18 protein-coding genes and 1 pseudogene are annotated in these 19706 nt (G+C 65.9%); 4 read left to right on the forward strand and 15 right to left on the reverse strand.

What is annotated here, in order from left to right; all coding sequences use genetic code 11:
- Positions 1-7: 7 nt before the first annotated feature.
- The 11 genes and pseudogenes from K369_RS21485 to K369_RS21535 all read right to left on the reverse strand — a co-directional run bounded on the left by K369_RS21485 (position 8) and on the right by K369_RS21535 (position 9800).
- The gene (locus K369_RS21485) at positions 8-1489 is read right to left on the reverse strand and encodes a DUF3526 domain-containing protein (protein ID WP_036294062.1); all 1482 of its coding nucleotides are present in this window, start codon (positions 1487-1489) and stop codon (positions 8-10) included.
- Complete coding sequence (locus K369_RS21490) at positions 1486-2208, reverse strand: ABC transporter ATP-binding protein (protein ID WP_036294064.1); 723 nt, start codon at positions 2206-2208, stop codon at positions 1486-1488. The genes K369_RS21485 and K369_RS21490 overlap by 4 nt, the downstream gene beginning before the upstream one ends.
- Positions 2209-2441: 233 nt before the next feature.
- Positions 2442-3875, reverse strand: a complete 1434-nt coding sequence (locus K369_RS21495) for a DUF234 domain-containing protein (RefSeq protein WP_198033174.1) — start codon at positions 3873-3875, stop codon at positions 2442-2444.
- Between the two features lie 140 nt (positions 3876-4015).
- Positions 4016-5272, reverse strand: coding sequence for a crotonyl-CoA carboxylase/reductase (gene ccrA / locus K369_RS21500; RefSeq protein WP_018266983.1), 1257 nt, complete (start codon positions 5270-5272; stop codon positions 4016-4018).
- 232 nt (positions 5273-5504) lie between these two features.
- Positions 5505-5747: a Txe/YoeB family addiction module toxin gene (locus tag K369_RS21505; protein ID WP_036294069.1), complete on the reverse strand. Its 243-nt coding sequence runs from the start codon at positions 5745-5747 to the stop codon at positions 5505-5507.
- Positions 5744-5983 (reverse strand): annotated as a pseudogene (locus K369_RS21510) (type II toxin-antitoxin system Phd/YefM family antitoxin); the annotation flags it as partial. The pseudogene K369_RS21510 and the gene K369_RS21505, both read right to left, overlap by 4 nt.
- A gap of 58 nt (positions 5984-6041) precedes the next feature.
- Positions 6042-6269, reverse strand: coding sequence for a type II toxin-antitoxin system HicA family toxin (locus K369_RS21515; RefSeq protein WP_036294073.1), 228 nt, complete (start codon positions 6267-6269; stop codon positions 6042-6044).
- A gap of 6 nt (positions 6270-6275) precedes the next feature.
- The gene (locus tag K369_RS21520) at positions 6276-6530 is read right to left on the reverse strand and encodes a type II toxin-antitoxin system HicB family antitoxin (RefSeq protein WP_036294075.1); all 255 of its coding nucleotides are present in this window, start codon (positions 6528-6530) and stop codon (positions 6276-6278) included.
- A 65-nt stretch (positions 6531-6595) separates the two neighbouring features.
- Positions 6596-8401 (reverse strand): translation elongation factor 4, encoded by a 1806-nt coding sequence (gene lepA / locus K369_RS21525; RefSeq protein ID WP_036294077.1) that lies wholly within the window; start codon positions 8399-8401, stop codon positions 6596-6598.
- 160 nt (positions 8402-8561) lie between these two features.
- A complete protein-coding gene (locus K369_RS21530; protein ID WP_036294079.1) occupies positions 8562-9233 on the reverse strand; it encodes a hypothetical protein in 672 nt (223 codons plus the stop codon).
- Between the two features lie 234 nt (positions 9234-9467).
- A complete protein-coding gene (locus K369_RS21535) occupies positions 9468-9800 on the reverse strand; it encodes a Rieske 2Fe-2S domain-containing protein (RefSeq protein ID WP_036296158.1) in 333 nt (110 codons plus the stop codon).
- Positions 9801-9924: 124 nt separating this feature from the next.
- Here K369_RS21535 and cutA point away from each other — a divergent pair, with 124 nt between their 5' ends.
- From cutA to K369_RS21555, 4 genes are all read left to right on the forward strand, one after another.
- Positions 9925-10269 (forward strand): divalent-cation tolerance protein CutA, encoded by a 345-nt coding sequence (gene cutA / locus K369_RS21540; protein WP_036294081.1) that lies wholly within the window; start codon positions 9925-9927, stop codon positions 10267-10269.
- Positions 10270-10373: 104 nt separating this feature from the next.
- Positions 10374-15986, forward strand: coding sequence for a hypothetical protein (locus K369_RS21545; protein WP_036294083.1), 5613 nt, complete (start codon positions 10374-10376; stop codon positions 15984-15986).
- 62 nt (positions 15987-16048) lie between these two features.
- Positions 16049-17257: a divergent polysaccharide deacetylase family protein gene (locus tag K369_RS21550; protein WP_036294085.1), complete on the forward strand. Its 1209-nt coding sequence runs from the start codon at positions 16049-16051 to the stop codon at positions 17255-17257.
- Positions 17254-17751 carry an RNA pyrophosphohydrolase gene (locus K369_RS21555; RefSeq protein WP_051949563.1) on the forward strand — a complete coding sequence of 166 codons (498 nt, stop codon included), beginning with the start codon at positions 17254-17256 and terminating at the stop codon, positions 17749-17751. The genes K369_RS21550 and K369_RS21555 overlap by 4 nt, the downstream gene beginning before the upstream one ends.
- Here K369_RS21555 and lipB read toward each other — a convergent pair.
- The 4 genes from lipB to K369_RS21575 all read right to left on the reverse strand — a co-directional run bounded on the left by lipB (position 17733) and on the right by K369_RS21575 (position 19513).
- Positions 17733-18476 (reverse strand): lipoyl(octanoyl) transferase LipB, encoded by a 744-nt coding sequence (gene lipB, locus K369_RS21560; RefSeq protein WP_036294089.1) that lies wholly within the window; start codon positions 18474-18476, stop codon positions 17733-17735. The genes K369_RS21555 and lipB overlap by 19 nt on opposite strands.
- A gap of 67 nt (positions 18477-18543) precedes the next feature.
- On the reverse strand, positions 18544-18816 hold the full coding sequence (locus K369_RS21565; RefSeq protein WP_036294091.1) for a hypothetical protein: 273 nt from the start codon (positions 18814-18816) through the stop codon (positions 18544-18546).
- Positions 18817-18930: 114 nt separating this feature from the next.
- Positions 18931-19170 (reverse strand): hypothetical protein, encoded by a 240-nt coding sequence (locus K369_RS21570; protein ID WP_024878436.1) that lies wholly within the window; start codon positions 19168-19170, stop codon positions 18931-18933.
- Positions 19171-19303: 133 nt separating this feature from the next.
- Positions 19304-19513: a cold-shock protein gene (locus K369_RS21575; protein ID WP_018266999.1), complete on the reverse strand. Its 210-nt coding sequence runs from the start codon at positions 19511-19513 to the stop codon at positions 19304-19306.
- Positions 19514-19706 lie beyond the last annotated feature (193 nt).

The following is a 19706-nucleotide window of genomic DNA, read 5'->3' on the forward strand; positions in this document are numbered from 1 at the left end:
GCGGGCCTCACAATGGTCTGAGGCGCCGCGCGGCGAAGCCGGCGAGCGCCGCGGTCAGCACGGCCCAGAGCGCGAGCGCGACGAGATCGCCGCGCGCATGGGAGAGCGCGAAGGAAACGGCCGGCGCGACGTAATCGAAAGAGGGAATGCGCTCCCACATATCGCGCGAAGCGACATAGGAGGCGTCGCCATAGCGGGCGTTATGGATGAGGTCCTCGCTCGCCGCCGTCTGAATGCGGCGCCGATGCGCCTCCGCCGCTGTGGCGAAATCATATTGGTGCCAGGAATCCGTTCCCGAGAAGCTCGTCGAGAAAGGCTGCATGGCGAGCGCGGGAAAGAGAAAGCCCGGCGCCGCGCGCAGCCTGTCCTGCGCGTCGAAACCGGCCTGCAGCGCGCCGAAATGCTTGTCGAAAATGACGAAGCCGTTCTCGTCGTCCTTGCGCAGCGCAAGACCGCGGAAATTGACCGGCAGATCCTCTATGCGCGAGACGCCATATTGCGCCAGCACGCTGTCGCGAAAGGCGATGAAGCTCGGATGCGTCTCGTCATGGCCGAAGGTCTTGTTCTTGTCCTCGGCGATGGCGTTGCGGAATTCGAGCGCGGTGGGCAGCGGCGCGACGCGCTTGGCGACATCGGTCATCACGCGCGGGGCGAGAAAACAATTGGCGAGCCAGAAAGCGAGCAGGAGCACCAGCGCCGTGCGCGTGGACTTCGAAAAAGCCGACACGCCGAGCGCGAGAAAGACGAAGCCCGCGAGATAGAGGCCGTAGCCGAAGGAGAGCGCGAGCAGCCGCTCGAGCTGATCGGCGACGGAGAAATCATGATCGGCGAGGAAGAGCGTCGCCAGCACGGCCGCGGCGAAAGCGGGAATAAGCAGGACGGAAAGAGCGCCGAGCGCGGCGAGCGCCTTGCCGGCGAGAATATCGAGGGGCGAGGCGCCGAGGCTCATCAGCTGCCGCAATGTGCCGCGCTCGCGCTCGCCCGCAAAGCCGGCGAAGCCGAGCAGCACGGCGACGAGCGGCATGACCGTCTGCAGCACAAAGGCGAATGACAATCCGCCGAGCCGCGCGCCGACGCCGGCGTCGCGCGCCGCGCGAAATTGCGCCTCGTTCTGCTTATGCGCCTCCAGCCAGACGGCCTCGCCGACATAGGCGTCGACGCCCGGATCGGCGAGCGCCAGCGGGCTCTGCGGCTTGAAGGCGTATTGGCCGAAATGCGCGGCGGCGTGCGGGTTCTTCGCGCCCTGTCCTGTCCACAGCGCGCGGTCTGTCGCGGCGGCGGCGGCGCGTTCGCGATCCAGTCGCATATGCTGCGCGGCGCTGAAAGCGAGCGCGCCGAGCATCAGCAGAAAGACGAGGCCGAACAGCCAGGCGAGCCGGCTGTCGCGGCGCAGCTCCGCCCATTCCTTGAGGGCCACGGCGCGAGCGACGCGCCAACGGCCGGCGGGCGCCTGCGTCGCGGGCGCTTTCGCGATGACGATCTCGCTCATGCGGCCGCTCCTCTGAACTGCTCGAGATAGCCGCGCTCGAGGCCGAGATGATCGACGTCGTCGGCGCCGAAGACGGACACGAGCCGGCCCGCCTGCATCACGCCGATGCGCGTGCCGCATTGCTTGGCGAGGAAGAGGTCGTGGGTGACCATCAATATCGCCATGCCCTGCTTGCGCAGCTTCTCGACCAGAGCGGCGAACTCATTGGCGGCGAGCGGATCGAGGCCGGAGGTCGGCTCGTCGAGCAGCAGCGCCTGAGCGCGCCGCGCCAGAGCGACGGCGACGCCGACCTTCTGCCGCATGCCCTTGGAATAGCCGGAGACGCGCCGGAAGGCCGCCTCCTCCGCGAGCCCGGCCTCGCCGAGCAGCGCGAGCAATTCCGCCCGCGCGAGGCGGCGGCCGCCGGAAATCTCGGTGAAATATTCGAGATTCTCGAGCCCGGTTAGCGCGCCATAGAGCATCACCGTCTCAGGGATATAGGCGAGGCGGCGGCGCGCCTCGAGCGGCTCGCGCGCCGAATCGACGCCGCCGACCAGCGCCTGGCCGGAGGTCGGCGCGATGAAATTGAGGAAGAGATTGACGGTGGTCGTCTTGCCGGCGCCATTGGGGCCGAGCAGGCAGAAGGCCTCGCCGCCGGGAATATGCAGATTCAGCCGGTCGAGGGCGGGACGATCCGCCTTGCCCTCATATCTCTTGGTCAGCTCGCGCGCTTCCAACATGCGAAATCGCCTCCCGACGCCGAGGGCCGTTCTCGCAGCTTTCCGCGCAGAGCGTGGGAAGTCGTCTCGAAGCGCCCGTCCGACCCGGCATCACATCGGCGCGCGCTCGAACGATACGACAGCGCAGTCACGCCCGATCGGCTGTGCTGGCCTCTGTGCTGTCGTATGCAATTCGTGCGAGCTTTTCATGCTCGCGCCTTCCGTGTCAATGCGCATCGAGCGGAATAGCGCGATCAGAAAGTGAGCCACCGCTCGAAATCATCCATGTCGACGCAGAGCATCCCAGCGCGCCCCAGCGCCTCACGCTCGAAGGACGAGAAAATCGGCGCATACACTGCTTTTTCGATTCTCCAGTCGCGATAGGGCGCGCCGGTCTTGGTCGCCAGAAACCGAGCGACATGTTCCTCGAAGCTCGCGAGCGCTTGCGTGTCATGCGCGCTGGCCGAACGCTTGCAGGAGCCGAACCGAATACGACGATTGGTTTCATCCAGCGCGATCATATCGATCTCGATGTCGCTGCCGTCGGCCTTGTTCCAATAGCCGGCGACGAGTTCTGTCAGCGGAAAATCGCCGACGCCTTTGCGGGAGCATTCCTCGGTGATCTGGCGCACGAGCTTTTCGAAAGCGTAACCCTCGTGGGTTTGCAGAGAAACGTCGGCTTTGGCGACGGTCTCCTCGATCGGGCGAATTCGAGCGAGCCGCACATTGCGTTGTATCGCGGCGAGCCATGCGCTCAGAAAATTGTCTGCTATGGCGTAACGCGCGTTTCGCTGCCTGTCCGCCGAGAGGATCGGCTGGAGCTTCTCGACCATGCCGTATTTTTCGATGAGCACCTTCAGATAGCCAGCGAGCTGATTTTCCTGCGCAGGACCGGCGCGGTCATATTCCGCTTTCAGCTGGCCATGTGACAAAGGCCCGAGACGCGCCAGCAAGGTCAGGACAGTGTCGTATCGCCCGCGCAGTTCTCTCAGGAACCAGTTGTCAGCTTCGTCTTTGAGGGGGCTGGAGCCTTCGAAAAACATTTTTCGCAAGGTGCTCTTTCGATAGTCGGACGACGGAATAAGCGCGCCGTGATCGAAGCAATCCCGATAGAACTTCGGGACGCCTTCAAAGAGCGACCATAAAAACAGGCGATGACGAGGATCGTTAACCGCATGGGCGCGAAACATTTCGAAGAGGGTTTCGAAATCCCAATGACAGACTTCTAACCTGTCCGTCACACGATTGAATAAAGGAGATGCCCGATCCTCCAAAATCGCGGTCATCTCCGTATGGATCGAACCCAGCGTAAACAAACCGCCATGCAGATCGCCAGCTCGAGCCTCGTCGATACGAGACTGCAGAAGTGATTGAAAAGATGAGAGCGCTTTTCGATGAAAATATTGGAATTCATCAATTATAGAGATGCCGCCGACCCACCAAAACGCTCGGAGATATATCGCAATTGCTAAAAAATTCGCGCTCGCTTCCCGAGCGAATGGATTGCCGCTGTCTTCAATCGCATCTTCGAAAGCCTGAGCGACCCCTCGCTCATCGCTGTCGGGAACTTGAATATACAAAGTCTTGTCTGTCAGCCCCCGCCGCCGGATCGCCTCCTGAATCAGCGACGTCTTGCCGATCCGTCGCCGCCCGGAGATCGCGCAAAAGAAAAAGCGTCGGCGCGCCAAGATCTTATCGATCTCGGCGAGCTCGACGCGTCTTCCGTAGAAGCCCCATTCCGCCATCGGCTCTCGCTAACATAAAAATTTTTATGTTAGCCTATATAGGGCCAATAGCGCCTTTTTGACAATGCGTTATAGCACGAGGCTCACTTCTTACCCGCAGCCGCGACCACATCCTCGAGGCTGCGCAGGCCGGTGGTCGGGGCGTTGACCAGCACGGCCATATTGCCGGGGGCGTGCTCGTTCTTCCACATTTTGGTGTGGGCGTGCGGGATCTTCGCCCAGGTGAAGACTTCCGACAGGCATGGATCGACGCGGCGGTCCACGACGAAGCGATTGGCGGCGGCCGCCTGCTTCAGATGCGCGAAATGCGAACCCTGAATGCGCTTTTGGCGCATCCACACATAGCGGGCGTCGAAGGTGAGGTTGAAGCCGGTCGTGCCGGCGCAGAACACCACCATGCCGCCGCGCTTCACCACCATGCAGGAGAGTGGGAAGGTCTGCTCGCCCGGATGCTCGAAGACGATGTCGACGTCCTTCTTGCCGGTGATGTCCCAGATCGCCTTGCCGAAATTGCGGGCGGCCTTGGACCAGTCGTTGAACTCCGGCGTGTTGACCGTCGGCAGCTGGCCCCAGCAGCCCTTGAAGTCCTTGCGGTTGATGACGCCCTTGGCGCCCAGCGAGAGCACATAGTCGCGCTTGCTCTCGTCCGAGATCACGCCGATGGCGTTGGCGCCGGCCGCCGCGCAGAGCTGCACGCCGAACACGCCGAGACCGCCTGAGGCGCCCCAGATGAGGACATTGTCGCTGGGCTTCAGCCGGTGCGGCTCATGGCCGAACAGCATGCGATAGGCGGTGGCCAGCGTCAGCGTGTAGGAGGCGGATTCTTCCCAAGTGAGATGCTTGGGGCGCTCCATGAGCTGGCGGTCCTGCACGCGGCAGAATTGGGCGAAGGAGCCGTCCGGCGTCTCATAGCCCCAAATGCGCTGCGAGGCGGAGAACATCGGGTCGCCGCCATTGCACTCCTCGTCGTCGCCATCGTCCTGGTTGCAGTGGACGACGACCTCGTCGCCGACCTTCCAGCGCTTCACCTTGGAGCCGACCGCCCAGACGATGCCGGCGGCGTCGGAGCCGGCGATGTGATAGGGGAGCTTGTGGACGTCGAGCACGGAGATCGGCTGGCCGAGCGCGGCCCAGACGCCATTGTAATTGACGCCCGCCGCCATCACCAGCACGAGCACGTCATGGCTGTCGAGCTCCCAGGTGGGAACCACCTCGAGCTGCATCGACTCCTCGGGCGGTCCGTGCCGCTCCTTGCGGACGACCCAGGCGTGCATCTTGGCGGGAACATGGCCGAGCGGCGGAATCTCGCCGATGTCGTAGAGGTCTTTCAGTTCGGTCAACGTCTGGCTCCTCGGGGAACTCTTATCGGGCCGGCGGCGGGGCCGAGGGCGCCATTGATATACGGCCCGCTTTCGCCTGAACAGAGGGATATTCAGCTGGGACGAAGGAGGGCGATCGGCGCTCCCGCCGTTAGAGTGTTTTTGAGCGAGGTGGGAACCGGTTCGCGTGAAGAAAACACGACCAAACAAGGAGATATAGAGTCATTCCGGTTCAGATTGAAGCGGAATGACTCTAGTAATGATAACGGCGCTGGGCGATCGACAAGCTCTCGTCCTCGACGCGATAGACGAGCCTATGCTCGAGCGTGATGCGCCTGGAGCGCCAGCCGCGCAGAGGCTCCCGCTTTCCCGTCCCCACGAATGGCGTGCGCTGGCGCGCCCTGAGAAGCCCGTTCAGCCGTTCGAGAATTTTTGCGTTCTGCGCCTGCCAATAGAGGTAATCGTCCCAGGCCTGCTCCGCGAAGACGAGCTTCATTCCGAGAGCTTATGCTCTTTGCCCTCGCCGGCGTCGAGTTGCTCGATCGCCGCGCGCAGCCGCTCGGCGTTGTGGGGGCTCTTCAACAGATGCGCGGTCTCCTCATAGGAGGCAAAATCCTCGAGCGAGATGAGCACGGCGGCCGGCTTGCCGCGATCACGGGTGATGACCACGGGCTCGTGATCCTCGGTCAAGCGGTCGAGCGCCGCGGCGAGATTCTTGCGGAGGTCGCTGAAGGAGGTGGTGCGCTGGGGAGAACATGTACGCGAATGCGTACCTGATCAAGGGCAGCCATCACAACAACGTCAAAAACTCTTCTTCCGTCAGTCCCGCCTGGACGAGGATCATTTTGAGGAGAGGCCGCTTCACATCGCCGCCATGGAGGGGCACGACGGTCGTGCGCTTTGTCTCGGGATGGCGAAAAGTCGCATGACTGCCCTTCTGCCGCTGAAAGACGAAGCCGCCCTTTTCCAAAGCGCGGACGAGATCTTTGGCGGAAACGTTTGGCAGTCGGGGAGGCATTCGCCCTCAAGCCGCGATATCGGCGCGCACCATGACGCAGAGAGAGACCGGCCCTTCGATTATATTCGGCTCCGGAATCGGATCGCCGTTCGCGGTCAGCGTCTCGATATAGACCGCCAGAGCTTCCTCGGCGTTGTGAACGGCCGCCTCATAAGTCTCGCCCCAGGTCTGACAACCCGGGAGCGACGGAAAATAGGCGAGATATCCGCCATCCTCATCGTGGCGTTCGACGGCGAGCGGATAGGTGAGAACTCTGAGCATGGCGTATAGTGTAGCAGGATCGAGGATGTCGTCCAGATGAGGCGGCGCGTCGCGTCGCCGCCCCCTCAATCCTCCATCTTCAGCGCGGCGATGAAGGCTTCCTGCGGAATCTCCACGCGGCCGAACTGGCGCATCTTCTTCTTGCCTTCCTTCTGCTTCTCGAGCAGCTTGCGCTTGCGCGTGGCGTCGCCGCCATAGCACTTCGCGGTCACATCCTTGCGGAAGGCGCGCACCGTCTCGCGGGCGATGATCTTGCCGCCGATCGCCGCCTGAATCGGCACTTGGAACATATGCGGCGGGATCAGCTCCTTGAGCTTCTCGCACATTTGCCGCCCGCGCGAATCGGCGCGCGTGCGATGCACCAGCATGGAGAGCGCGTCCACGGGCTCGGCGTTCACCAATATGCTCATCTTGACGAGATCGCCGACGCGATAATCGGTGATGTGATAATCGAAGCTGGCGTAGCCCTTGGAGATCGACTTCAAGCGATCGTAGAAGTCGAACACGACTTCGTTGAGCGGCAGGTCATAGACCGCCATGGCGCGCTTGCCGACATAATTGAGATCGACCTGCACGCCGCGCCGATCCTGACAGAGCTTCAGCACCGCGCCGAGATAATCGTCCGGCGTCATGATCGTCGCGCGGATCCAGGGCTCGAGAATCTCGTCGATCTTCACCACATCCGGCATGTCGGCCGGATTGTGCAGCTCGATCTCCTCGCCATTGGTCAGCTTGATCTTATAGACGACCGAAGGCGCCGTCGCGATGAGATCGAGATCGAATTCGCGACGCAAGCGCTCTTGAATGATCTCGAGGTGCAGGAGGCCCAGAAAGCCGCAGCGGAAGCCGAAGCCGAGCGCGGCGGAGGTCTCCATCTCGTAAGAAAAGCTCGCGTCATTGAGGCGCAGCTTGCCGATGGCGGCGCGCAAATCCTCGAAATCCGCGGCGTCCACCGGAAAGAGGCCACAGAACACCACCGGCTGCGCCGGCTTGAAGCCCGGCAGCGGCTCAGCGCATTGCTTTTTGTCTTCGGTGATGGTGTCGCCGACGCGCGTGTCGGCGACCTGCTTGATCTGCGCGGTGATGAAGCCGACCTCGCCCGGGCCGAGCGAGGCGACGTCCAGCATCTTCGGCTTGAACACGCCGATCTTGTCGATCTCATAATGGGCGTTCGTGCCCATCATCAGAATCTTCTGACCCTTGCGCATGCGCCCGTCGATGACGCGCACCAGCACGACCACGCCGAGATAGGCGTCGTACCAACTGTCGACCAGCATCGCCTTGAGCGGCGCCTCCTCGTCGCCCTGGGGCGGCGGCAGGCGGGTGACGATCGCCTCCAGCACATCGGGAATGCCGATGCCGGTCTTGGCGGAAATCAGCACGGCGTCGGCTGCGTCGAGGCCGATGACGTCCTCGATCTGTTGCCGGATGCGGTCGGGCTCGGCCGCCGGCAGATCGATCTTGTTCAAGACCGGCACGATCTCGTGACCGGCGTCGAGCGCCTGATAGACATTGGCGAGCGTCTGCGCCTCGACGCCCTGGCTGGCGTCGACGACGAGCAGCGAGCCTTCGCAGGCCTTCAGCGAGCGCGAGACCTCATAGGCGAAATCGACATGGCCGGGCGTGTCCATGAGGTTCAGGACATAATCCTTGCCGTCCTGGGCCTTGTAATCGAGGCGCACCGTCTGCGCCTTGATGGTGATGCCGCGCTCGCGCTCGATATCCATGGAATCGAGCACCTGCTCGACCATATCGCGCGCGGCGACGGTCCCCGTCGCCTGGATCAGCCGGTCGGCGAGCGTGGACTTGCCGTGGTCGATATGCGCGACGATGGAGAAATTGCGGATATTGTCGATTTTGCGCGTCGTCATGGCGGCGGGGATAGCAGCGCCGGGGAGGGAAGGGAAGCGGATTTGACAGAAGCGGGCGCGCTCTGCTCCGCCGCGCTGGAAACCGCAGGAGCGACCCGACGCAAAAAGGCGCGCGCCGAGAGGGCGCGCGCCTTTTGAGGATTCTTTTTCGTCCGAGCGCTCAGCTCTGCTTCAATCGCGTCTCGATCTCGCTCTTCGCCTTGGCGTAGAGCTCCAGCGCGCGGGGCTTGGCCCATTGATAGGCCTCGACCAGGCGCGGGGCGAGCCAGCGCAGGAAATCGGCGCTCAGCCGGCCGGCCGTGGCGACGCCCTCGACGATACGGTCGAACCAGGGCAGCGCCGCATGGCCTTCCGGGATTTTGGAGCGCGTCCAGGCGACGGCGAGCTTCAGCTTCTCCTGCGCATAATCGGCGAGCACGACGAGCGGATCGGGCGAGCCGGCGGCGGCGAGCCGGTCCTTCAAATGGGCGATCTCGGCGCTCGCCTGCGCGGCGAGCACGGCGGCTTTCTCCTTGGCGCCATGGGCGGCGGAGAGCTCGGCGCGCAGGGCGTCCAGCTCGGCGCTCAGCCGATCGCGATGCGCGACGACTCCCTCATGCCGGGCGATGGCGGCGGCGACGGCCTTCGCCTTCTCGTCCGCAGCGGCGGACAGCTCGGCGCGGGCGGTCTCCAGCTCTTTCGACAAGGCGCTCGCCTTGGTGATGAGCTCGATTTTGTCCTTGGCGTGGCGATCACGCTCGGCTGTCACCGCCTCGAGCTGCGCGTCCAGGCTCGCGGCTTCGACGCCGTTCGACGCCTCCTCGGCGACGGGGGGCTGTTCGGACAGGTTCATCTCCTACCTCTCTTCGTGGCCTAGAGACGCATCCGGCGCGAAACATAGAGAATTTTGTCGATTCGGCAAAAGCCGAATCTTCCCTCCGTGCGCCCGCGCCCGCTCACGGCCGATCTCGTCGATCTGTCCGCGCCGAACCGCACCTAGGGTTCGGCGCAATGAGATCAACCGCTTGTGAAACTCACCTCGCTCGCTCCCGGATACGAGGCCGATCGAGATCCCGCCGCCTTGCGCTCAGCGCTCGGCGAAGAGGGGGCTGACGCCCTCCGTATCTATATAGACGACGCCGTCCTCGATCTTGACCGGATATTCGGCGAGCCGGCTTTCCTGGGGATGGATCGGATCGCCGGTGCGCAGATCCCACGTCCAATTATGGAGCGGGCAGGTCAGCACCTCGCCGTCGAAATCGGCCGTGTCCAGCGGCGCGTTGGTGTGCGGGCACACGCCTTGGAAGGCCTTGATCTCCCCGCCGAAGGCGAAGGCCAGGATGATGAAATGGGAATCTGCGATGACGAGACGCATTTCCCCTTCGAAAACAGTGTCCTCCTTGCAGACTCTGGTGAACATGTCCTTAGCCTCTCCGAATGCCCGCCGCAGCGCCGCGGCCGCCTGCGCGAGGCCCAGCAAGAAAAGCGCCGCCCCCGCCCGCGGCGCGTTGATTTCGCCCGAAGGCCCGCCCATAGTCCCGCCCGTGAGCGCGAAAGAGCCGAAATTCTGCGTCGTCCAGACGACGATCGACAGCGAGGCGGGGGCCGAGCGGCTCGCCCGCGCGCTGCTCGCCGCCAAGCTCGCCGCCTGCGTTCAGATTTTTCCTATCCTCAGCTTCTACGTGTGGGAGGGCGAGACGCGCGCCGACGCGGAATTTCTGGTGCAGTCCAAAGCCCGCGCGCAGGATTATGACGCGCTCGCCGACGCCATTCGCGCCGCGCATCCTTACGAGGTCCCGGAGATCATCCGCCTCGACATCGCCGCCGGCGATCCCGCCTATCTCGACTGGGCGGCGCGCGCCACGGCGCGGGACGACCCAGCCTCCTGAGCGGCGGGAAACGCCCAGCCCCACGCAAGCCTCGCTCGGCAAAGATCGTCGGCCGCGGCGCCTCCGCCGGCAGGAGAGAGCATGCGCGCGGAGCGGAGCCAGTCATGACGTCGGTCTACTCGTCGCTGTCGACAGCGCAGATCGCCCGCCTGCCGACGACCATCATGCGCCAGCTCGACACCTCGGACATAGAGGCGCTCGACACGACGCAGATCGCCGTGCTGACGGCGACGCAGCTCAATAATCTCTCGACCACCAATCTTCAGGCGCTGGTGACGACGCAGGTCGCCTCTCTGTCCAAGGCGGCGCTGATCGGGCTCGATCTGTCGCAATTTTCGGCGCTCGCCTCCAGCGATTTCGATTCCTTCACCACGACGCAGCTTTCCGCGCTCACCAGCACGGAGCTCAACGCGCTCGACGCCAGCGAGCTCGGCAGCCTGACGACGACGCGGCTGCAGGCGCTCACCGCCGCGCAGATCGCCGCGCTCTCGACGACCGAGATCTCGCGCCTCACCACGACGCAGATCGCCAGCCTCTCCTCGACGCAGGTGCGCAGCCTCACCGCCACGCAGCTCGACGCGCTCAGCCTCGATCAGATCATCGCGCTGCAGGTGAGCAATCTCAGCGCGGCGCAAGCGCGCACGCTGAGCGGAACCGAGCTCGGCGCGCTCACCACGACGCAGCTCGCCTCGCTGTCGTCGACGCAGATCGGCTCGCTGACGACCACGGCTTTCGACAGCCTCTCGCAGACGGCGGTGCAGAATTTGACGGCGACGCAGCTCGCCGGCGTCGCCGCGACGCAAATCGCGGCGCTGACGATGACCGATCTCGGCGAGTTCGCCACGACGCAGCTTTCGGCGCTGACGCTCACGCAGACGCGCGCGCTCACCACGACGCAGCTCGCGGCGATGACCTCGACCGAGATCCAAGCGCTCTCGGTGGCCAATCTCTCCAATGCGCAGATCGCCGGGCTGAATGCGACCGGCGTCGGCAATCTCTCCGACGCGCAGGTGGCGGCGCTGGTTCCGACGCAGATCGCCGCTCTCTCCACGACGACGCTCAACGGTCTCTCGACGACGCGTCTCGGCGCGCTCACCGCGACGCAATTCGCCGGCCTCTCCGCTGCGCAGATCGCCGGCCTATCTGATACGACGCTCGCCGAGCTGACGACGACGCGCCTCGCCGACCTCACGACGACGCAGACGCGCGGCCTGACGGCGACGCAGCTCGCGCATCTCTCGACGACGGGACTGCAATCGCTCGACGTCGCCGAGCTATCGGCGGCGCAATTCACCGCCATCGACGCCACCACATTCTCCGATCTCTCCGCCACGCAATCGGCGGCGCTGTCCTCGACGCAGATTCGCGCGCTGACGACGACGCTGCTGAACGCGCTGTCGGCGACGATGATCGCGAGCCTGACGACGACGCAGGTCGATTGGCTGAGCGCCGCGCAGATCGCCGGCCTCACCACGACGCAGCTCGGCAATCTGACGACGACGCAGATTTCCGCGCTCGCCACGACGCAGGCGCGCGGCCTGACGACGACGCAGCTCGGCGCCATGACGACGATGGCGATCCAGTCGCTCGTCATCGGCAATCTCACCGCGGCGCAGATCGCCGCGCTCGTCTCCAGCAGCGACGGCGGATTGAGCGTCACGCAGGTCGGCGCGCTCGCCTCGACGCAAATGTCGGCGCTCTCCACCACTTTCCTCAATCTGCTGACCACGACGGAGCTGCAGAGCCTCACCACCACGCAGGCCGCGGCGATCACCTCGGCGCAGATCGGCGGACTTTCGGCCGACGCGATCGACCGGCTGACGACCGCGCAGCTCGCCGCGCTCACCTCGACGCAGGCGCGCGGGCTGACGACGACGCAGCTCGGCGATATGACGACGGCGCAAATTCAGTCGCTGACCATATCGCAGCTGTCCGCGGCGCAGATCGCCGGTCTCGGCTCCGCCGCCTTCGGCAATCTCTCCACGAGCCAGCTCTCCAACCTCACCTCGGCGCAGATCGCCGCGCTGACGACGACGCAATTCGACGCTTTCAGCTCCACGCAGATCGCCGGCTTCACCACCACTCAGCTCGCCGGCCTCACCGCGACCGAGGTCAATTCGCTCGAGACGACGCAGATCGCCGCGCTGAGCGCGACGCAGATCGCCGCAATGCCGACGCGCGCCTTCGCCGGCCTCGCCGACACGCAAGTCGCCGCGCTGACGACGACGCAGCTCGCCGCCTTCGCCACGACGCAGATCGGCGCGCTCACCTCCAGCGCCGTCACGGGGCTGACCAGCGCGCAGATCGCTTCTCTCGCCACGACGCAAATTTCCGCTCTGACGGCGGCGCAGACGCGCGCTCTCGCCGATTGGCAGATCGCCACGCTGAGCGCGACGCAGCTCGGCGCCTTGACCACGACAGAGGCCGCCGCGCTCACCTCGACGCAGCTCGCCGCGCTGTCTCTGACACAGATCGATACGCTGACCACGACGCAGGTGACGGCGCTCTCGGCCGTGTCGATCGGCGGATTCTGGCAGAGCCAGATCGCCGAGCTGTCGACGACGCAGGTCTCGGCGCTCACCTCCACGCAGTTCAAGGCGCTCGCCGACACGCAGGTCGGCGCGCTTTCCGCCGCGCAGCTCGGCGCGCTCACCTCGACGCAAGTCGCTGCGCTCTCGACCAGCGGCTTCGGCGCCCTCACTTCCACGGCTGTCGCCGCTCTCACCACGACGCAGATCGGAGCGATCGGCGCGCTGCTGACGGGCGCGCTGTCGGATGCGCAGATCGCGGCGCTGAGCGCGACGCAGATCGGCGCTCTCTCGGCCGCGGCCATGTCCGGCCTCGGCGCGGCGCAGATCGCCGCCATGTCGACGACGCAGCTCGCGACGCTCGTCACCACGCAGATCGCCGCGCTGGCGACGAGCGCCGTGGCCTCGCTGTCGACGGCCGATGTCGCCATGCTGACGACGACGCAGGTCGCAGCGCTCACCTCGACGCAGATGCGCGCCATGTCGGATGCGCAGATCGCCGCCTTCTCCATCGCGCAGCTCGCCGCCTTGCAGAAGGCGCAGCTCGCCGCGCTGTCGACGACCGGCGTCGGCGGATTGTCGACCAGCGACATTTCCGCTCTCACCACCACGCAGCTCGGCGCGCTGACCACAGCGCAGATGAGCGTGCTCGTCGACACGCAGCTCGCCGCCCTCACCGCGACGCAAATCGCGGCGCTGGCCGCGACGCAGATCGCGGGCCTTTCAGCGGATGCTGTCGCGAGCCTTTCCACCAGCGTCGTCGCCGCGCTCGCCACCACGCAGCTGCGCGGCTTCACCGCGCGTCAGCTCGGCGCGCTGACGCTCGGCCAATTGGGCGCGCTCACCACGACGCAGCTCGGCGCCATGACGACGACCGAGCTCGCCGGCCTCACCGACATTCAAGCGGCGGCGCTGACGACGACGCAGCTCGGCGCGCTCGCCGGCACGCAGATCGCCGCGCTCACCACCACCGCCGTCGCCGCGCTGACGACCACCGAGGTCGCCGCGCTCAGCACGACGCAGATCGGCGCCCTCACATCGACGCAGGCCGGCGCGCTCTCCGCGACGCAGATCGCCGCCTTCGGACTCGATCAGCTGGCGCGGCTGACCTCGACGCAGCTGTCCGGCCTGTCGACCGCGACGATCGCCGGCCTCACGCTCACCGAGCTGCAGGCGTTGACGACGACGCAGCTGCGCGGCCTCACTGCGGCGCTGATCGGCGCGCTGACGACCAGCGAGATCGCCGCGCTGGCGACGACGCAGATCGCCGCGCTGACGACGCAAGAGCTGCAAGGCCTGCTGGAGACGCAAGGCGCGGCGCTCGCCGCGACGCAATTCGACGCATTCGCCGCCACGCAGATCGCGGCGCTCTCCACCTCGGCGATCAGCGGGCTGACGACGACGCAGGTGCAGGCACTGAGCGCGACGCAATTCGGCGCGCTGGCGGCGACGCAAATCTCCGCGCTGAGCAGCGCGCAGCTCGCCGCGCTGACGACGACGCAAGTGGGCGCGCTCACCGCGACGCAGGCGCGCGGGCTGACCTCCACCGAAGTCTCGCAGCTCGACGCCACCCGGATCGGCGCGCTCTCGACCACGGCGATCAAATATCTCACCAGCACGGCGATCGGCGGCCTCACAGCCACGCAGATCGGCCTGCTGACGACGACGCAGCTCGCCAGCGTCGGCTCGACGCAGATCGCCGCGCTGTCCAGCACCGCCATCGCCGGGCTCAGCAGCGACGAGATCGGCGCGTTGACGACGACGCAGTTCCGCAGCTTCTCCTCCACGGGCGTCGCCGCGCTGACGACGACGCAGGTTCAGGCGCTCACCACGGCGCAAATCGGCCTTTTGACCAGCACGCAGATCGGCGGCCTAGCGGCGACGCAAGTGGCGGCGCTCACCGCCACGCAGCTCGGCCTGCTGGTCGCCTCGCAGATCGCCGCGCTGGCGACGACGGGCGTCGCCGGGCTGACGCAGACGCAGGTCGGCGCGCTGACGACGACGCAATTCTCCGCGCTGTCCGCGGCGCAGATCGCCGCTCTGTCGACCAGCGCCGTCGGCGGGCTGACGACGACGGAGCTCGGCGCGCTCACCACCACGCAATTGCAGGGGTTCACCTCCACCGAGATCGGCGCGCTCTCGACCACGCAGCTCGCCACGCTCACCACATCGCAGCTGAAGACTCTCACCGCGCAGGAAATCTATGGATTGACCTCGGCGCAGGTCGCCGCGCTGGGGACGGATCGGCTGACGGCGCTGAGCGCGGCGCAAATCTCCTATCTCTCGACGACCGGCGTCGCCGGCCTCAGCCAGACGCAGATCGCCGCCCTCGCCGACACGCAATCGGCCGCGCTCTCGGCGGATCAGATCGCCGCTCTTTCGCCCAGCGCAGTCGCTGGCCTCAGCACGACCGAAATCGCCTCGCTCACCTCCACGCAATTCGCCAGCCTCTCGGCCTCGGCGATCGGAGCGCTGACCTCGACGCAATTTTCGAGCCTCACCTCGACGCTGATCGCCCTGCTCTCCGCCACCGAGCTCGGCGGCCTCACCGCGACACAGGCGGCCTCGCTCACCACGACGCAGCTCTCCGCATTGAGCGCGACGCAGATCGGCGCCGTCTCCTCGGACGGAATCTCCGGCCTCTCGGCGACGCAGATCGCCGATCTGACGACGACGCAATTCTCCGGCTTCCAATCCACGCAATTCGCGGCGCTGACGACGGCGCAGATGCAGGCGGTGACGACGACGGAGATCGCGGCGCTGACCAACGCCCAGCTCGGCGGCCTGCTGCGCCCGCAATTGCGCGCGCTGACGACGACGCAGGTCGGCGCGCTCACCACATCGCAGATTTCGGCGCTGGCGACGACGCAGGTCGTCAATCTCACCACCACCGAGATCGGCGCGCTCTCGTCCACGCAATTCAACGCGCTGACCTCGACGCAGATCGGCGCGCTCACCACGCAGCAGCTCGGCAATCTCGACAGCCCGGTCATCGCCTCCTTCAACGCGCTCCAGCTCACCGGCCTCACCACGACGCAGGTGGCCGCGCTGACCACATCCGCCATAGCGGCCTTGACGACGACGGAGCTGCTGGCGCTCAACGGCAATCAGATCGCCGCCTTCACCACGACGCAGATCGCCGGCATGACCACGCAGCAGCAGGCGGCGCTGGCGCTGGCGGTCTCGTGATTTCAAAATGACCGGGAGGCGCCCCGATTCGCGCCTGACGCAAAAGGGAGCCCGCCGCGGGCATGACCGACGAATTGAACGAGCCATTGGGCTTGAACGAGCCGCTGGAGCCACGCCCGGCGCGCCCGCGCAGCGTGCGGACGAAAGGCGTCGTCGCCGCATTGCTGCTCTGCGGAGCGGGCGGCGCCGCGCTTCTCCTTTCCCTGCGCGATCCGCAGGCGGGCCAGCCCGTCGCCGTCGCGCGCATCGAAATGGTCGAGCCGCCGCCGCCCGCGCCGGCGAGCGCTCCAATGGAGCGCACATCGGTCGCGGAAGCGGACAAGCGCGCCGATGAGATCGCCGACATAGAGAAGCGCTCTGGCGTCAAGGTCACGCGCATCGGCGGCGCAGAGGCGCCCGGCGCGCTCATCATAAGGCTCGACGAGCAGCATACGGCGCTCGCGCCGGCGCCGGACAAGCGCCTGGTGGAGAAAGGCCGCAGCGGCCCGCTGCCCAAGATCGGCGCCGATGGCGCGAAGCCGATGGAAGTCTACGCCCGCCCTGCGACGATCAGCGCGCGCCTGCCCGCCGGCGCGCCGCGCATTGCGCTCGTCGTCGGCGGCGTCGGGCTCAATGCGCAGCTCACGGCCAGCGCCATCGACGAATTGCCCGGCGCCGTCACGCTGGCGCTCGCGCCCTATGGCGCCGATCCCGAGAGCGTCGCCGCCAAGGCGCGCGACCGCGGCCATGAGATTTTGCTGCAGGCTCCGATGGAGCCTTATGATTATCCGCGCGAAAATCCCGGGCCGCATACGCTGCTGACGACGCGCGGCGCCGGCCTCGAGGATCTGCACTGGCTGATGAGCCGCTTTTCCGGCTATATCGGCGTGGTGAATTATCTCGGCGCGCAATTCACCGCCGACGAGACCGCGCTGACGCCGACGCTCACCGACATAGCCGGGCGCGGCCTGCTCTATCTCGACGACGGCACCTCGCCGCGCTCGCTCGTCTCTTCTCTCGCGCCGCGTCTCGCCTTGACGGCGGCGCGGGCGGATGTGGCGATCGACGCCGGCGCCTCCGGCGAAGCGCTGGAGAAGGCGCTGACGCAGATCGAGGCGCTCGCGCGCCGCAATGGTCAGGCGATCGTCGCCGCCGGCGCGCTGCCGCAGACGATGACGCGCCTCACGCGTTTCGCGCGCGAGCTCGAGCGCAAGGGAATAGCGCTCGTCCCGCTGAGCGCGCTCGTGTCGCGGATAGAGGACAAAGAGGCGAGAGCCGGAAAGTGGAAATGAGCGAGCTGCCCTATCGACCCTGCGTCGGCGTGATGCTGATCAACGCCAAAGGCCTCGTCTTTCTCGGCCGGCGCCTCTCCAAGCGCGCCGATCCGCAGGTGATCGAGCATGAATGGCAAATGCCGCAAGGCGGCATAGACGAGGGCGAGGAGCCGCTCGCCGCCGCGCTGCGCGAATTGCACGAGGAGACCAATGTGACCAGCGTCTCCGTGCTCGCCGAGGCGCAGGATTGGTACAGCTACGACCTGCCGCCGGAGGCATCGAAGCGCTGGAAAGGCAAATATCGCGGCCAGACGCAGAAATGGTTCGCTTTCCGCTTCGAGGGCGAGGAGGCGGAGATCGACATAGAGCGTCCCTGCGACGGCCAGCACGAGCCAGAATTCGACGCTTGGCGCTGGGAGCGCGCGGCTCTATTGCCGCAGCTGATCGTGCCCTTCAAGCGCGACGTCTATGAGCGCGTGGTGCGCGATTTCGCTCATCTCTCGGGAGACTGAGGCGCCGTCGTCGGGCCGAATATGGGCTCGAAGGCGCGGCGCAACGCCGCGTCCACCGCGGCCATGTCGGAGACCTTGCCGAGATCGGCGAGGCTCGTCACGCCGAGATGCGCTTGCCGCACGCCGCAAGGCGCTATGCCGGAAAAATGCGTGAGGTCAGGCGCGACATTCAGCGCCAATCCATGGAACGTCGTCCAGCGCCGCACGCGCACGCCGATCGCCGCGATCTTGTCCTCGGCCGGCTCGCCGAAAAGGCCCGCGGGCTTGTCCGGCCGGCGCGTCCATACGCCGACGCGATCCTCCCGCCGCTCGCCGGCGACGCCGAGCGAAGCGAGCGTCGCGATGAGCCAGGCCTCGAGCCCGGCCACATAGGCGCGCAGATCGCGCCTTCGCCGCGTGAGGTCCAGCATCACATAGGCGACCCGCTGCCCTGGCCCGTGATAGGTGAACTGCCCGCCCCGCCCGGTGCGATGCACGGGAAAGCGCGCATCGAGCAGATCGGCCTCCTTGGCCGAGGTTCCCGCGGTGTAGACGGGCGGATGCTCGACCAGCCACACGCGCTCGGTAGCCGCGCCATCGGCGATGCGCTCGACCAGCGCCTCCATCTCGGCGACGGCGGCCTCATAGGGCGTGAGGCCGGGGGCCGCGACCCATTCCACCGGCGGCGAGCCGGGCCGGGGGAGCAGCGAAAGGGCGCAGTCGTCGCGCAGCAATGGAGCGGTCATGCGAGGGAATGTATCGCGTCGCGCCGCGGCGCTCCAGCGGCGCGCGCGTCACGCTATCTGAACAATTCTATTTTTTCGTCGCGTCGATCCGCCGCGGCAGAGGAAACTCCGCGCTTTCATACAGGCTGCGGATCGCCGCGCCCGTATAGGTCGCCTCGGCCACCTCGAGCGAGCAGGTTCCGAGCAAAGCGGCGGGCATATCCTCGACGGCGTAGCGAATCGCCTCCGCGGCCTGGGCGAAACGCCGGAATTCGACGGAGCTCTGATAGGATCGCGACCGCTTGGCGAGCGTCTTGGATGAGAAAAGGCCGGCTTCCATGCCGTAATCGAATGCGCTCATCGCTCTTCTCCCTGTCGTCCGCGCTTTTCGGCGCGAAAATCGATCACGCCGCCGCCGCGCGGTCTGCGTGGAAGAGACGAACGCGAGCGACGCGCAACTCTCCGAAGCGAGAAATTACCAGGCGAATTCCATTCCCGCTTCCGTCACGACACGTTCGAGACCGTCCCGGTCTCCTTTGATGACATATTGGAATCCGGCGCCGCTGTCGGGCAGCAGGCGCATGATCCGGAATGTCTCTTTTTCCGTTCGCGCGCCGAGGCGATGATAGATTTGCGCGCCGAGACGAAACTTATGCGTCGGCGCTTCTTTGCGAAGCCGCTGATAGCGGGAGAGCTCATTCGAATGCGCGCTCACAATGTCGGCCCTTTCGGATGGAGTGCGACGCGCCGATCCGCGAAGGAACGACGCGCCTCCACCGGGGGAGAAGGCCCCGCGCTCGCCGCCGGTACATCCGCGGTCGGCGCGCAGGGCCTGATCGCTCAAAAGGTCAGTCGACCTTCAGCTGATCCGCCGATGATTTGCCGCTGCGCCGGTCGACGACGATCTCATAGGAGAGCTTCTGGCCCTCCGCGAGGCCATGAAGGCCCGCGCGCTCGACAGCGCTGATATGAACGAAGACGTCGGCTCCGCCGGACTCCGGCTGAATGAAGCCGAAACCCTTTTGCGCATTGAACCATTTCACGATTCCGGTCTGCATGACTTGTCCTTTCGAAGAACAGGGGGGGATTGGGGCGTTCGCGACATGCGACGCCTCGCTTGATCGATGTTCTGGAGAGGAAGTCATAATGCCCGGGGCGCCGTCAGGCGCGAAGCAGGAGTCGACCGGCCGAAAACTCGATAGAGCCTATGTGGGGCATATGGGCGGACAATACAAGCGTGGCCGGCGAGAA

Origin of the sequence: Methylosinus sp. PW1 (assembly GCF_000745215.1) — a bacterium.
Taxonomy (GTDB): Bacteria; Pseudomonadota; Alphaproteobacteria; order Rhizobiales; family Beijerinckiaceae; genus Methylosinus.